This window comes from Sporosarcina sp. SAFN-015 (genome assembly GCF_059415085.1).
Window position 1 is genome coordinate 58,366 of sequence record NZ_JBPFDR010000012.1, and the last position, 15,211, is coordinate 73,576.

Annotated in this window: 15 protein-coding genes; 12 read left to right on the top strand and 3 right to left on the bottom strand. The window is 44.0% G+C overall.

All coding sequences use genetic code 11. The features are described 5' to 3' along the window. Positions 1-39 precede the first annotated feature (39 nt). The gene (locus ACR65H_RS17205) at positions 40-1,218 is read left to right on the top strand and encodes an MFS transporter (RefSeq protein ID WP_440501997.1); all 1,179 of its coding nucleotides are present in this window, start codon (positions 40-42) and stop codon (positions 1,216-1,218) included. Positions 1,219-1,232: 14 nt separating this feature from the next. On the opposite strand, the gene ACR65H_RS17210 is transcribed toward ACR65H_RS17205, so the two are convergent. Both ACR65H_RS17210 and ACR65H_RS17215 read right to left on the bottom strand, forming a co-directional pair. Next, a complete protein-coding gene (locus tag ACR65H_RS17210; protein WP_440501999.1) occupies positions 1,233-2,036 on the bottom strand; it encodes a polysaccharide deacetylase family protein in 804 nt (267 codons plus the stop codon). Between the two features lie 56 nt (positions 2,037-2,092). After that, positions 2,093-2,989: a TIGR01777 family oxidoreductase gene (locus ACR65H_RS17215; RefSeq protein WP_440502000.1), complete on the bottom strand. Its 897-nt coding sequence runs from the start codon at positions 2,987-2,989 to the stop codon at positions 2,093-2,095. Positions 2,990-3,065: 76 nt separating this feature from the next. Here ACR65H_RS17215 and recX point away from each other — a divergent pair, with 76 nt between their 5' ends. Further along, positions 3,066-3,878 carry a recombination regulator RecX gene (gene recX, locus ACR65H_RS17220; protein WP_440502002.1) on the top strand — a complete coding sequence of 271 codons (813 nt, stop codon included), beginning with the start codon at positions 3,066-3,068 and terminating at the stop codon, positions 3,876-3,878. Continuing rightward, on the top strand, positions 3,868-4,197 hold the full coding sequence (locus ACR65H_RS17225; RefSeq protein WP_440502004.1) for a YfhH family protein: 330 nt from the start codon (positions 3,868-3,870) through the stop codon (positions 4,195-4,197). Before recX ends, ACR65H_RS17225 begins: the two co-directional genes overlap by 11 nt. Before the next feature lie 167 nt (positions 4,198-4,364). Here ACR65H_RS17225 and ACR65H_RS17230 read toward each other — a convergent pair whose 3' ends face one another. Further along, on the bottom strand, positions 4,365-5,348 hold the full coding sequence (locus ACR65H_RS17230) for a metal-dependent hydrolase (RefSeq protein WP_440502006.1): 984 nt from the start codon (positions 5,346-5,348) through the stop codon (positions 4,365-4,367). Positions 5,349-5,455: 107 nt separating this feature from the next. Between ACR65H_RS17230 and mutY the strand changes: the two genes are divergently transcribed. The 9 genes from mutY (at position 5,456) to nikC (ending at position 15,114) form a co-directional block, all read left to right on the top strand. After that, a complete protein-coding gene (mutY, locus tag ACR65H_RS17235; protein WP_440502008.1) occupies positions 5,456-6,517 on the top strand; it encodes an A/G-specific adenine glycosylase in 1,062 nt (353 codons plus the stop codon). Between the two features lie 61 nt (positions 6,518-6,578). Continuing rightward, positions 6,579-6,785: a gamma-type small acid-soluble spore protein gene (locus ACR65H_RS17240; RefSeq protein ID WP_440502010.1), complete on the top strand. Its 207-nt coding sequence runs from the start codon at positions 6,579-6,581 to the stop codon at positions 6,783-6,785. Positions 6,786-6,925: 140 nt separating this feature from the next. Beyond that, positions 6,926-7,471 carry a nucleoside tri-diphosphate phosphatase gene (ntdP, locus tag ACR65H_RS17245; RefSeq protein ID WP_440502012.1) on the top strand — a complete coding sequence of 182 codons (546 nt, stop codon included), beginning with the start codon at positions 6,926-6,928 and terminating at the stop codon, positions 7,469-7,471. A gap of 59 nt (positions 7,472-7,530) precedes the next feature. Beyond that, positions 7,531-9,276 carry an ABC transporter ATP-binding protein gene (locus ACR65H_RS17250; protein ID WP_440502014.1) on the top strand — a complete coding sequence of 582 codons (1,746 nt, stop codon included), beginning with the start codon at positions 7,531-7,533 and terminating at the stop codon, positions 9,274-9,276. 217 nt (positions 9,277-9,493) lie between these two features. Continuing rightward, positions 9,494-10,516, top strand: coding sequence for an ABC transporter ATP-binding protein (locus tag ACR65H_RS17255; RefSeq protein WP_440502016.1), 1,023 nt, complete (start codon positions 9,494-9,496; stop codon positions 10,514-10,516). Continuing rightward, positions 10,488-11,501, top strand: coding sequence for an ABC transporter ATP-binding protein (locus tag ACR65H_RS17260; RefSeq protein ID WP_440502017.1), 1,014 nt, complete (start codon positions 10,488-10,490; stop codon positions 11,499-11,501). The genes ACR65H_RS17255 and ACR65H_RS17260 overlap by 29 nt, the downstream gene beginning before the upstream one ends. After that, positions 11,498-13,081 carry an ABC transporter substrate-binding protein gene (locus tag ACR65H_RS17265; RefSeq protein WP_440502018.1) on the top strand — a complete coding sequence of 528 codons (1,584 nt, stop codon included), beginning with the start codon at positions 11,498-11,500 and terminating at the stop codon, positions 13,079-13,081. Before ACR65H_RS17260 ends, ACR65H_RS17265 begins: the two co-directional genes overlap by 4 nt. A 114-nt stretch (positions 13,082-13,195) precedes the next feature. Next, positions 13,196-14,200, top strand: a complete 1,005-nt coding sequence (locus ACR65H_RS17270) for an ABC transporter permease (protein ID WP_440502019.1) — start codon at positions 13,196-13,198, stop codon at positions 14,198-14,200. Positions 14,201-14,217: 17 nt separating this feature from the next. Continuing rightward, positions 14,218-15,114: a nickel transporter permease gene (gene nikC / locus ACR65H_RS17275; RefSeq protein WP_440502020.1), complete on the top strand. Its 897-nt coding sequence runs from the start codon at positions 14,218-14,220 to the stop codon at positions 15,112-15,114. Positions 15,115-15,211: the final 97 nt, after the last annotated feature.

Here is a 15,211-nt window from a genome sequence, read left to right on the forward strand (position 1 = left end):
TTATAAGATGATTTCTTATAAATAAGGAGCGTATTGCTTATGAACACAACATCGAAAGCTGAACAGCGTCGGTTTTGGATTCTCGTCATCATCGTTTCGATTTCTGGCTTTTCCCAAGGCATGTTATTGCCGCTCATCTCAGCCATTTTTGAGAGGGACGGTGTTTCGAGCGCATTAAATGGTTTGAATGCGACAGGCTTATACATAGGTACTCTTCTAGTATCCCCATTCATGGAAGCGCCATTACGCAAATATGGATATAAACCCGTCATTATATTAGGTGGAATTCTCGTCTTTTCATCGTTGCTTATGTTTCCGTTGTGGAAACATGTCGTCTTTTGGTTCATTCTCCGATTGCTAATCGGAATCGGGGATCATGCCCTTCATTTTTCAACGCAAACGTGGATAACGAGTACATCACCGCAGCATAAATTAGGTAGGAATATTGCGATTTACGGTTTGTCATTCAGCTTAGGCTTCGCAGTAGGGCCGCTGTTTGCGCCACTTGTCAGTATCCATGAAGGATTGCCGTTCATTGTTTCCGGCCTATTGTGCATGTCAGCATGGTTGCTCGTCTTTAATTTGAAAAATGATTTTCCGGAAGTTATGAAAGGGAATCCTTCGGAAACGGGAAGTTTCATAAAACGGTCGAAAAGCACGATTGTGATTGCATGGATTGCCTTTTTAGGCCCGTTCGGTTATGGATTTCTAGAATCTTCTCTGAATGCGATGTACCCGGTTTATGCGCTGCGAAATGGGATGGAGCTCACCTCCGTCTCGATGATTCTTGCAATATTTTCAATAGGTGGCATCGTTTCGCAGTTGCCCCTCGGCATGCTTTCGGATAAATTCGGCAGACAAAAAGTTATTCCGATAACGTATGGAGGAGGCGCTCTCTCTTTTTGGGCTGCCAGTATGATGGGGAATTCAGTTCCGTATGTTATGCTGACTGTATTTATTGCAGGTCTTTTTATCGGGTCGATTTTTTCACTCGGGATCTCGTACATGTCCGATTTGACTCCTAAAGATTTATTGCCGACGGGTAATTTACTATGCGGTATCTTTTTCAGCATCGGCAGTCTGACTGGACCGTTTGCGGGCGGCCTCTTTCTGGAATTCATCGAAAATGTAAGCTATCTGCTCATCATCTCCATTTTATTTGTACTGTTGTTTATCATCTCCCTTTTCGGCACAAAAAGAAAAAGCATCCTTCAGTAGGGATGCTTTTTTTGTCACCGTAAAATCGAATTGACATTTTCATATTCGAGAACGAGATCGTCTAATGACCGGAATTCATATCCCGCTTTCTTGGCATCACGAATGAAGTCTGGCAATGCCTCTGCATTATCGGGTGATACGGTATGCATGAGGATGAGCGCTCCAGGGTGAAGCTGATTCATTAATTCATTGTAAGCATAGTCGCGGCCGCGAGGTTTATTGGCGTGCCAATCAATGAATGCAACGGACCAGAAAATGTGGCGATACCCTAACTCGTTGCCTTTACTCAATAAAGCATCGTTAAAGATCCCTTCAGGCGGTCTAGCGTAAATCGTCCGCTCGATACCAGTCGTCTTATAAAGGAGCTCATCGAATTTCTTCCATTCCTCTTCCATTCTTTCTTCCGATAGATTTGCCATATTGGGATGGTCGTACGAATGGTTTCCAATGCTATGTCCTTCCTTCACCATTCGCTGGACGAGAGGGGCAGCACTTTTTAAATAGTGGCCAGTAAGAAAGAATGTTGCAGGGACGTCCTCTTTTTTCAATGCATCTAATATCTTATCGGTATAGCCGTTTTCGTAGCCGTTGTCGAAAGTCAAATAGGCGATTTTTTCATCAGGTTTTCCTTTGTAAATCGCACCATGTTTTTCAAGCATAGATTCCAACGCTGGCCCAGCATTGGGTGGAACTCCGTTTGTAGCTTTCTTGAATCCCCAATGGAACTCTTCTGCCTTCGCCGAGAATGGATTGAATAAAATACCGACAACAATAATGAAGGCAGCCATCAATATGCCTGGGCCGTGTTCCTCAACCATAGATTGCACTCTCCTTTTTGAGTAGGATGTGCGCAAATAGAGGAAATATACGTTAGTTAAAGAAGGTTATCCAAAGCCAACGATAAGACTGGGAAATCGAATTCAAAGCCATTTGCCAATAGCTTTTCGGGCATTACGTATTGTCCTTCCAAAACGAGAAAGCTCTTTTTTCCGAGCGCCAGCTTCATGAGAGGTGAAGGTGCAGGCAACCAATGCGGTTTATGTAAAGTGGCACCAATCATCTTCCCGAATTCATCCATCCGGACGGGGAACGGAGCAGTTACGTTAATGGCACCTTTCAATTGGTCGTTTTGTATAATATGTGCAACGGCTTGAGCAACGTCTTGCACATGAACCCATGAAACCCATTGCCGTCCCGAGCCGACTTTACCTCCGATGAACATTTTATATGGCAAGACCATAAGCGGCAAAGCTCCTTCATCTTTTCCAAGGATTAGCCCGAATCGAGTGAATGCCGTCCGGATTCCCAAGTCATTGAGTGATGAAGCTTTCTTCTCCCATTCACTCACGGTATTACCAAGAAAGTCTGTCGCAACTTCCAAAGAATCTTCTGTATAAATTTCAGTTTCGGATACAGGGTATATGCCAATGGCACTCGCGTTAATGAAAACGGATGGTTTTTGATCAAGCTTACCAATGATCCGAATCAACTCGTCTGTCGCTTCCATCCTGCTTTTGAAAATCTTATTTTGATGTTTTTCCGACCATCGTCCATCGTTTATGGAAACGCCGGCAAGATTAATGAATACATCTGCTTTGCCAATCTCTTTCTCAGGACTAGCTCCCTCTTGCAACCAAAGCACATATTTCACATTCTCTGTGTCAGCTTTTTGATTCCGTGAAAGGATGATAATGTCATGATTGTTCTTCAAAAGTAATTTTGTGATATACCGTCCAACAAAACCTGAACCACCTGCAATAACAACTTTCAACTTCATCCACCTCCAAGGTTCGACCTCCTTGATGAGAACATGTATACTGATAGATAGCGAGGGAGGTCGAAAAGATTTGCCTGTTATTACGAAAATAACACAACAAAAACGTGATAGCGAACGTTATAATATATTCCTAGATGAAACATATGCATTCAGCGTCCATGAATCCGTCCTCGTCAAGTTCGGACTCACAAAAGGAATGCAACTCGACGAATGGTCGATGGATGAAATCACATACGAAGACCAAATTGAAAAAGCATTCAATCGAGCTCTTCACTACTTATCCTTCAGAATGCGAAGCGAATTTGAAGTGAAAAAGAAACTGCTCGATTTGGAATTCGGGGAAGCAGTTGTCCTAGAAGCAATCGTCAAATTAAGAAGGCTCGGCTTCCTGAACGACGAGGCATTTTCCGAAGCGTTGCTGCAAACTCAGAAAAACGCATCAAACAAAGGTCCAAAAGCGATCCAGCAGGAATTGCAGAAAAAAGGGGTCGGGAAGGAGTTGCAGCAGCAAGTGCTCGAAAACTATTCAGAGGAAGAACAATTCGCAGTCGCGAAAAAGCTAGCTGAAAAGGCGGCGAGGTCAAATAGCTCAATCGCACCCACACAACTAAAGCAAAAAATTCAAAATGCGCTTGCCCGAAAAGGGTTTTCTTTTGAATTGATCAGCCGTGTGATGGAAGAAATCGATTTCGGCAGAGATGAAGACGAATGGGATTCAATTATTAGCAGCGTCGGCGAAAAGGCCTGGCGCCGTTATCAGTCGAAGTATTCGGGATATGAATTAAAGAAACGTGTAAAACAAGCGATGTACCAAAAAGGTATTCCATTTGAACGAATAGACAGTTTCATCGAAAAAAAGGAGAACGAAGAAGATGGAGACTAAAAAATATAGTGATATGAACGAACATGAGTTACGATCTGAAATAGGGAGACTTATGGAGAAGGCGCGCAAGGCGGAGCAGCTAGGAATTATTAATGAGTATGCCGTTTACCAACGCAAGGCGCTAATGGCGAAGTCATACATGATTGACCCGTCGACAATCATTCCTGGTGAAATTTACAAAATTGAAGGAGACGAAGGAGTCTTTTTCCATGTCGACTATTTGAAAGGCCGGTTTGCATGGGGATACCGTTTAGGTGGAGAACGTGCGGAAGAGGCGTTGCCGATCGCGATGCTTCAATCGGTAAAAACAGGCAAATAAAAAGCAAAGCTTGCCGAAATTCCGGCAAGCTTTTGTATGATGTTTACGTCTAGACTCCGGGCGCCAGAGTCTCGGGGTCATAAGTCAAATATACTTCGTGGCAAAGAGCGCCACTCCGTATATTCGCCTTATGCCCGTCGCCTCTGAGCAGGCGCCCTTAGCTTTTGTTAAGAATTAGGAATAAAATTGAGTTTTTTCCGGAGTTTGTCTTCTGAGAAAATCCATCCTGTATACGAATTGATGACTTCCATTTCTTCATTAATATGGGCGACAGCGACGAACGGATAATAACTCTTGCTCCGATAGCGCAAATCGATGAGGCGGACTTCGTACAAATCTCCAACATAGGAAACGGACCATCTGTAAATAGGAGAAAATGATACGAAAGCCTGTATGTTCTTATCTTCCATTGCCGCATCGATATATGGAGATTTTGGCATCGGTTCGCGTTTGAATCTGTCGTATATATTGACGGAACGTCCATATGCACGTCCGACATAGTGGCATTCCTTATTGGAAGCAGCAACCCGCCACTGAAAGAAATGCATCGTTGGCGCGATGAATATATCGTCAGCATCCGGAATCGTATTGCGGACAGCATGTTTCACTGCTGCTTTAACAGCAAATCGTAGCAGATAGTAAAAGAAAACGACGATATACAAAAGCGTGAATGTCAAAACAGGTTCAGTACCGATTATCCATGCAAGAATAGCGATAATATGCAACGCGAAAATGATTGGGTCAAACGTATTAATGACTCCGAGGGCGACCCATTGATTGGAAAATGGACGTAGCGCTTGCGTTCCATATGCGTTGAAAATATCCACAAAGACATGCAAAAACACCGCTAAAAACGTCCAAGCCCATAGATGATAAAATGCGGCTTCAGGGAAAATGAACGAGAGCAAAACTGAGATGACGAGCGGCCAAAGCAGAACTGCAGGCACCGAATGAGTAATCCCGCGATGATTCCGTATATAAACCGCATTATTCCTCAATTTAAGGACAGTATCAACATCGGGTATTAGCGAGCCAGATACGACTCCGATAAATACCGCAGTCATCGTAACTGAATCTGAGGCAACGACTGGATCCGCCAATGTCAAACCGCATACGGCGGCACCCATGACAATATGTGTTCCGGTATCCAAACAAATCACTCCTTTACATCGCCTCTGAAATGGCAAAACAATCTTTATTCATTTAGTATATACCCAATTTTTCATTAACGAAAAGCATATGCAAAACGGAGGACTTCATGCAACTATTTGAACGGAAACTTGAAAGTGAATTCAGGAAAGCTTTAATCAGTTGGTATTTGGAAGAGAAGAGGGATCTGCCGTGGAGAAGGACGTCAAATCCTTATTATATATGGGTATCAGAAGTGATGCTTCAACAGACACGAGTAGAAACAGTCATCCCTTATTATGAACGTTTTATCGGGAAATTTCCGACGCTTGCAGATTTGGCTGAAGCAAAGGAAGAAGATGTGTTGAAAATGTGGGAAGGCCTCGGATATTATTCACGCGCCCGGAATTTGCAAGCTGGCGTGAAAGAAGTTGTAGCTGAATATGGAAGCCGGATTCCTGAGAACAGAAAAGACATTTCCAAACTAAAAGGCGTCGGTCCGTATACGGCAGGCGCTGTACTCAGTATTGCCTTTGGAGTTCCGGAGCATGCAGTTGACGGAAATGTAATGAGAGTATTATCACGTATTTTATTAATTGAAGAAGATATCGCGATCCCAAAAACTCGAAAACTTTTCGAAGAAGTTGTCATGGCGTTAATTGATAAGGAAGATCCTTCGTCCTTCAATCAAGGTTTAATGGAACTCGGAGCGACAATTTGCACCCCAAGACCAAGATGTCTATTATGTCCGGTTCGTGATTTCTGCACAGCTTTCCATGAAGGCAGGCAGGAGGAATTGCCGGTGAAATCCAAAAAAGTGAAGATGAAGACAGTGCCTTTGCTATCATTTGCTATCCGGAATGCCGAAGGGAAGTGGCTATTAAAGCAAAGACCTCCGAAAGGGTTGTTGGCAAATATGTGGGAATTTCCGATAGTGGAAAATAGTGATCGCCCTTTAGAGGAGATTGTCAAAAACGAATTTGGAATGAAAACCGGATCATTTACGCCGTTGATTGAATTCAACCATATTTTTTCACATCTGACATGGGAAATGAAAAGCTATTTGACGGTGACGGATGATGCCGCGCCTGAAGGCTATATGTTCTTTTCGACGGAAGAAGTCGAATCATTGCCAAAAGCGGTTCCCGTCATAAGAATTTGGGAAGAAGCGAAAAATCGATTAACCTTTTAAAAAATCTCGAGAATAAAACGGGATGCTTTGAACATCATATTGGTTACGGAGGTGAAAATCCATGGCCAACAAAAATCGAAACAACTTTAACCAACAAAAACAGCAAGCTTCGTTCACAGACCCAAACAAAGTAAAACAGGAAATCATGTCTGAAGAGTTTGGATCTGAAACAGACGTGAACGAAGTTCGCCAACAAAACCAGCAATCAGAAATGAACAAAACAAACACTTCTGGTGCAGCTGGTGGTTTCGGAAGTCAATCGAAATAATGGATGGACATCACCGGCCGGCAGCTAAAGCTGCCGGTTTTTTTATGCGCTAGCAGAAGGGTAAACATTTTAAATTTGATCGGCCAATTGGTATAATGTACGAATATTGAGGTTTTCGAAACATAAAGGTGGTTTTACGGATGACAATACCGAAAGAAGGCGAAACGATACAAGTACATAGTTATAAGCATGATGGCAATATTCATCGAGTCTGGCAGGAAACAACCGTGTTGAAGGGGACCCGCAATATTGTAATTGGGGCGAATGAACGGACGCTAGTAACAGAAGCAGATGGCCGAACATGGTTGACGAGGGAGCCTTCGATCTGTTATTTCCATGCCGAGCATTGGTTTAATATCATTTGCATGCTTCGGGAAGATGGAGTTTATTATTACGTGAATATGAGTTCTCCCTTCGTTTATGACAATCATTCACTGAAATATATCGACTACGACCTCGATGTGAAAGTGTTTCCTGATATGAGTTATTTAATCCTGGATGAGGATGAATATGATGATCATAAAAAGAAGATGAATTATCCAGAAGTGATCGATCAAATATTGAAGCGCAATCTCGATAAGCTCCTTATGTGGATTAAACAGCGCAAAGGTCCATTTGCACCGGATTTCATCGAAGTGTGGACGTCAAGATACCAATTCCATAAACAGGTAAAGAAAAACGATTAATGAGAGCCTGTCTGCGTTTATGCAGTTGGGCTTTTTATTGTTAAAGAAGGAGGATGAGAATGGGAGAGAGTATTAAAAGATATTTAAAATTTGTAAAGCCGTATAATTGGCAAATCATCTTGACGATTTTAATTGGTGTCGTGAAATTTGCAATTCCTTTGTTCATTCCCTATTTAATTAAAATTGTCATTGACGATATTATCGGCGCGGACATGCTAACCGACGCGGAGAAGACAAAGCAGCTTTTTTTATGGCTCGGAGGAACCGTATTGCTGTTTTTCATCATCAGGCCGCCCGTTGAATATTATCGACAATATTTTGCACAATATGTCAGCAATAAAATCTTATATGATATTCGTGAAAATCTGTATGGGCATTTGCAAAGGCTCGGACTTCGCTATTATTCCAATACGAGGGCAGGAGAAGTCATTTCACGAGTCATTAATGACGTTGAACAGACGAAGAATTTTGTCACGATCGGTCTGATGAATGTGTGGCTTGATTTGGCAACAATCATCATCGCAACTTGCATCATGTTGACGATGGACGTTCCGTTGACAATCGTCACCTTGCTCGCATTCCCTTTTTATGCTTACAGTGTGAAGCATTTCTTCGGGAAGCTGAGGGATTTGACAAGGAAGCGTTCGCAGGCGCTTGCCGATGTACAAAGTTATTTGCATGAACGTGTGACGGGTATAAGCGTCATTAAAAGTTTTGCGCTTGAGGACAAGGAACAGGATCGGTTTGACGAAACGAACGGCAATTTTCTTGATAAGGCGCTCGATCATACGAGGTGGAATGCGAAAGCATTTGCAGTCGTCAATACAATAACCGATGTCGCTCCTTTGCTTGTAATTGCTTATGCAGGCTATCAAGTAATCAACGGCTCGTTATCGGTCGGTGTTATGGTTGCATTCATCGCGTACATAGATCGTTTGTACAACCCGTTGAGACGATTGGTCAATGCTTCGACATCGTTGACGCAATCATTCGCTTCGATGGACCGTGTATTTGAACTGATGGAAGAACCTTACGATATTAAAGATAAAGCGGGCGCAAAACCGTTGCCGCGAATCGAAGGGGAAATCCAATTCGAACATGTCGGTTTTTCATATGGGGAAGATGATGAGTCCGTATTAAATGATGTGAATTTCACGGTAAAACCAGGTGAGACAGTTGCGCTAGTTGGAATGAGCGGTGGAGGAAAGTCGACGATTGTCAGTCTGATTCCTCGATTTTATGATGTGACGGCGGGGTCGATCCGCATTGACGGCTATGATTTGCGAGACGTTCAATTGAAATCGTTGCGTGACCAAATCGGACTCGTTCTACAAGACAGCATCCTCTTTAGCGATTCCGTCAAGAGCAATATATTGATGGGAAATCCAGAAGCAACGGATGAAGAAGTAATTGCTGCCGCCAAAGCTGCGAACGCCCATGACTTCATCGAATTATTGCCGGAAGGTTATAATACGACAGTCGGAGAGCGTGGCGTTAAATTATCGGGCGGGCAGAAACAGCGGATCGCCATTGCACGCGTATTCTTGAAAAATCCACCACTCCTTATTTTAGATGAAGCAACTTCCGCTTTGGACCTTGAAAGTGAAGCGCTCATCCAAGAATCACTTGAACGTCTGGCGAGTGACAGAACAACTGTAATTGTGGCACATAGGCTATCGACAATCACACACGCAGACAAAATCTTCGTCATCGATCATGGAGAGTTGAAAGAAGCCGGAAGCCATGGAGAACTTATGGCACAAAAAGGCATTTACTACAATCTGTTTCAAGTTCAATCATTATAAAAGTGAAGCTACCGGGAGTTGACCCGGTAGCTTTTTTTGTTCTGCCATTCGGCAATCGCGTCCTAAAGCAAGCCGCTCCGAGCTCACGGCGAGCTGCCCCGCGCTCAAAACCCTGTTGTTTCCTCTATTAAAATTGCATATTGCCTTTTTCCTAATAGAAAGTATAATAGTTATAATCTAACGTTTCTGAAAACACGAAAAATGAAAAGGTGATCTGATGAAGGAAAGAAAGAAAATTCTTGAGGTAAACGACTTGCAGACTACCTTTTTCACAGACTCCGGAAATATTCCGGCGGTTGATCACATTGATTTTCATCTCCGGGATGGCGAGATTTTAGGGATTGTAGGGGAATCGGGATGCGGGAAAAGTGTGACCTCTCTCTCTGTTATGGGGCTCGTGCCAAGTCCTCCTGGGAAAATTACCGGAGGCGAAATCATATATAACGGCCGCAATTTGATTGGCCTAACAGAGAAAGATATGAGGCAAATCCGCGGGAATGACATAGCAATGATTTTTCAGGAGCCTATGACTTCGCTGAATCCGTTATTTACAATCGGTAATCAAATGGTCGAAGCGATTCTGATCCATGAAAAGGGATGGTCGAAAAAGAAGGCGGAGGAAAGGGCCATTGAAATGTTGCGGCTGGTTGGATTGCCGCGTGCCGATGCATTGTTGAAAGAATACCCGCATCAATTGTCCGGAGGCATGCGGCAAAGGGTCATGATTGCAATGGCACTTGTCTGCAATCCGAAAATATTGATAGCGGATGAACCGACAACAGCGCTCGACGTGACGATTCAAGCGCAAATATTGAAATTGATGAAAGATTTGAATGTCCGTTTAGGGACCGCCATATTATTGATTACTCATGATCTTGGAGTTGTCGCAGAAACTTGTGAGCGGGTCGTTGTTATGTATGCAGGACAGATCATAGAAGAGGCGCCGACAAAGATCATTTTTGAAGATCCTCAGCATCCGTATACGAAAGGTCTCATTCAGTCTGTACCGGATATGCGCTTTAAGAAAGATCGACTTCATTCCATCCCGGGGAATGTCCCAAAGCCCGGTTCGATAACGAACGGCTGCAGATTCGCTGCGCGATGCGAGTTTGCGTTCGATCGATGCCGAAAGGAAAATCCAGAGCTCTATGAAACAACCGACGTCCATCAGACACGTTGTTTCCTATATGACGAAGGAGGAGTGAAGCCGGATGTCCAAAACGCCTTTATTGAAAGTTGAAAACTTGAAAAAACACTTTCCTATTAAAAAAGGGATGTTCGGCAAAACGGTCGGTTATGTGAAAGCGGTCGATGATGTCTCATTTTATGTAAATGAAGGGGAAACCCTCGGAATTGTCGGCGAAAGCGGATGCGGGAAGTCGACGACAGGGCGTGTGCTCATGCGCTTGCTGGAACCGACAGAAGGAGATATCGAATTTGACGGAAAAGATCTTACTTCATTAAGCCAGGAAGAGATGAGAAAAACACGGCGTGATATTCAGATGGTATTCCAGGATCCTTATGCATCGTTGAATCCACGCCATACGATTGGCAAGATTTTGGAGGAGCCGTTGATCGTCCATGGAGTGTCTGACCCGAAGGAAAGGAAGAAAAAGGTTCATGAGTTTTTGGAGATTGTAGGGTTGAATGCATATCACGCGAAGCGCTATCCGCATCAATTTAGCGGCGGTCAACGGCAGAGGATTGGCATTGCGCGCGCTTTGATGACGAATCCGAAGCTGATCATTGCGGATGAGCCTGTTTCCGCATTGGACGTTTCGATTCAAGCTCAAGTATTGAATTTAATGCAAGATCTCCAAAAGGAGTTCAATCTGACTTATATATTCATCGCCCATGATCTCGGGGTCGTCCGGCATATTAGCGATCGGGTCGCTGTCATGTATTTAGGGAAGATGGTAGAAGTTGCGGATAGTGAGCAGTTATATGAAAAACCGCTCCATCCTTACACCCAAGCGTTGTTATCTGCTGTGCCAGTGCCGGACCCGGATTTTCAGAAGGAACAGATCATCATAGAAGGAGACATCCCCAATCCGGCGGACCCGCCAACCGGGTGTACATTCCATACACGTTGCCCGTTCAAGATGGATATTTGCACAAAAGTCACTCCGCAACTTACGGAACAAACTACCGGTCATTCTGTCGCCTGCCACCTTTACGTAGGTCAGGTCGACAATGATATAAAACAATTGGAGGGGTCTCTATGAATAAAAAGAGAATGTGGTCAGCTGCGTTGCTACTAATGCTAGTTCTGTCAACTGTGCTCGCAGCCTGTGGGAACAGTGGAAGCAGTGGGAGCTCAAAAGATACATTAGTCTTCGGGCGCGGTGGCGACTCTACTTCACTCGATCCATCAAGGGTGACGGAAGGCGAAACGTTCAAAGTTACAGTCAATCTGTTTGAGACATTATTAAATTTCGGTGAGGAAGATACGACTATTCAACCGGGACTCGCGAAAGAGTGGAATACGGATGACGGTTTGACGTATACATTCAAGTTGCAGGAAGGCGTTAAATTCCATGATGGTACGGATTTCAATGCGGATGCGGTCGTAAAGAACTTTGAACGCTGGGCGAACGGTGATGCGGAAAAGTTCCCGTATTATAACTCCATGTTCGGCGGATTCAAAGGTGATGAAGGCCATGTCATAGATTCGGTCACTGCAGACGGAGATTATACGGTCATCATTAAATTGAAACGGGAACAGGCTCCGTTTTTGAAAAACATTGCGATGAGCATGTTCGCGATTGCAAGCCCGACTGCGTTCGAAAAGGGTGATGATCAGTTTGAAAGAAATCCTGTCGGTACAGGTCCATTCAAGTTTGTTGAATGGAAACCGAATGAAACGATTACGATTGAAAAATTCGATGAATATTGGCAAGAAGGATTACCGAAATTGGAAAAAGTCATATTCCGTTCCATTCCTGATAACTCCGCTCGTTTGAATGCATTAATTGCCGGGGAAATCGATCTTGCAGACGGAATTAATCCTGCAGATGGCAAAAAAATTGAAGAGAATGCTGATCTTCAATTGATTGAACGTCCGTCTATGAACGTCGGCTATCTTGGATTGACGGTGACGCGCCCTCCTTTTGATAAAAAAGAAGTGCGTCAGGCGATGAACTATGCAATCGATAAGGAAACAATCATTGAATCATTCTTCGAAGGAAGAGCCAATATCGCGAAAAACCCAATGCCGCCTTCCATTTCAGGCTATAACGATGATATTGAAGGATATGAATACAACCCGGAAAAAGCGAAAGAACTATTAGCACAAGCAGGTTACCCAGACGGATTTGAAATGGAACTATGGGCAATGCCTGTCCCTCGTCCATATATGCCAGATGGTGCAAAAGTAGCTGAAGTAATTCAAAGCAATTTGGCGGATATTGGCGTGAAGGCGAAAATTGTTTCATATGAATGGCCGACATATCTCGATAAAGCGAGCAAAGGGGAAGCGGATGCTTTCATGCTTGGCTGGACTGGAGATAATGGAGATGCCGACAACTTCCTTTATGTTCTTTTGGATGAAGATAATATCGGCAGCAACAACTATACGTATTTCAAAAACGATGAAATGCATGATCTGTTCATTGAAGCTCAAACGGAAGTAGATGAGGATAAGCGTATTGAGCTTTATAAAAAAGCACAGGAGATTATTCATGAAGAGGCGCCTTGGGTTCCAATCGCCCACTCTACTCCGCTTCTTGCGGCAGCTAAGGATTTAACTGGATTCGTTCCGCATCCAACAGGTTCAGATCTGTTATCGAACGTAGAATTCAAATAATGGATCCACTTTTCACTTTGCATTGAACAGTAAGGGGGAGTCGTTTGATTTCCCCCTTTTCCTATTGATGCTTCGTGTGAATGGATAGGTAATCGGAATCAGTGAGGTGATCGTATGCTCAGTTACGTCGGTAGAAGGTTATTGCAGTTAATACCTGTCCTTCTCGGAATGGTTTTCATCGTATTCATGATGATCCGGGCGATTCCCGGCAACCCGGCCCAAGTCATTTTAGGGCAGCAGGCAACTGCGGAAGCGGTCGCAGCGATGAATGCGAAATTAGGGTTGGACCAACCGTGGTATATACAATTCTTCAAGTATTTAGGTGGAATCTTGCAAGGGGATCTCGGAGAGTCGATGCGCACGCGGCTTCCGGTGGCCGATGAAATTTGGCCGCATTTGGCCGCGACGATGGAACTCGCTTTTTTTGCAATAGTAATCGCTATTATTGTAGGTGTTAATGCGGGCATTATTTCGGCATGGTTCCAAAACTCATGGTTTGACTACATAGCGATGATTTTGGCGCTCGTCGGCGTTTCAATGCCAATTTTTTGGCTTGGTCTTTTAGGACAATGGGCGTTTGCAATCGAGTTCAGCTGGCTGCCAACGACTGGTAGGGAGCAGGTGAGGGATCCGGTAAATGCAATTACCCATCTTTACGTAATCGACACAATTATCCAAGGTCGATTCGACCAGTTATGGCAAGTGCTGCGACACCTTGTATTACCGGGAATTGCATTGGCGACGATACCGATGGCGATTATCGCAAGGATGACACGCTCAAGCATGCTCGAAGTGATGCGCTCCGATTACATCCGAACTGCTCGGGCGAAGGGGCAGAAAATGTTTTGGGTCGTTTACAAGCATGCTTTCAAAAATGCAGTTATTCCAGTATTGACGATTATTGGTCTGCAAATGGGCATGCTGCTTGGCGGAGCTATTTTGACCGAGACGATCTTTGCGTGGCCGGGAATAGGACGGTATATATACGATGCCATCAACTTCCGGGATTATCCCGTCATCCAGTCTGGGATTCTCGTTGTCGCCTTCATCTTTGTCATGATTAATCTGATCGTTGACTTGCTCTATGGTCTGATTGATTCGAGGATTAAATATGACTGAGGAAGGGGGAATGGGATATGTCTGAACTTACGCCTAAAATGGATGGAATTGTAGAAGCGGAAATCGACAAGTCGACTGGTCCGTGGCGAGAGGCTTGGCGGAGCTTTAGAAAAAGCAAAGTGGCGGTTGCAGGAATGATCATTATCCTCTTTTTCGTGCTTCTTGCCATTTTTGGACCTTTCATTGCAAAAGAAGGAATCAATGAGCAGATGGCCGCCGATCGGCTTCAGCCGCCTTCAGCCGAATATTGGCTTGGGACAGATGATTTCGGCAGGGACATTTTGTCGCGCATTATTCATGGGGCAAGAATTTCACTTTCTGTTGGATTTCTGTCCGTCATCGCCTCGGTCATCGTCGGTAGTTTTTTAGGAATCGTGGCAGGCTATTATGGAAGATGGACAGATACGATCATTTCTAGGATCTTCGATATTATGCTTGCATTTCCATCGATCCTGCTAGCAATCGCTATCGTTTCGGTATTAGGGCCAGGGCTTGAAAATGCACTGATTGCCATTGCAATCATTAACGTACCGAATTTTGGCCGATTGATACGGTCCAAAGTGCTAAGCATCAAGGAAGATGAATATATTATGTCTGCTAAGGCAATCGGAATGAAAGATGCACGAATTTTATTCTCACATATCCTTCCGAATTCAATGGCACCGGTTATCGTGCAAGGGACGCTGGCGATTGCAACTGCCATTCTAGAAGCGGCAGCGCTCGGGTTTCTTGGACTAGGTGCACAGGCGCCACAGCCGGAATGGGGAAAAATGCTCGCCGATTCAAAGTCTTATTTGCAATCTGCTCCATGGACGATGATATTTCCTGGGCTCTCCATTATGCTGACAGTGTTAGGTTTCAACTTGATGGGAGACGGCTTAAGAGACGCGCTCGATCCGAAAATGAAAAACTGAAAAAAACATCCTTGGTATTATGAAGTGCACCCCAAAAGTTAGAGTTGAAAATCTAACTTTTGGGGTGTTTTATTATGGTTAAATATACAGATGATTT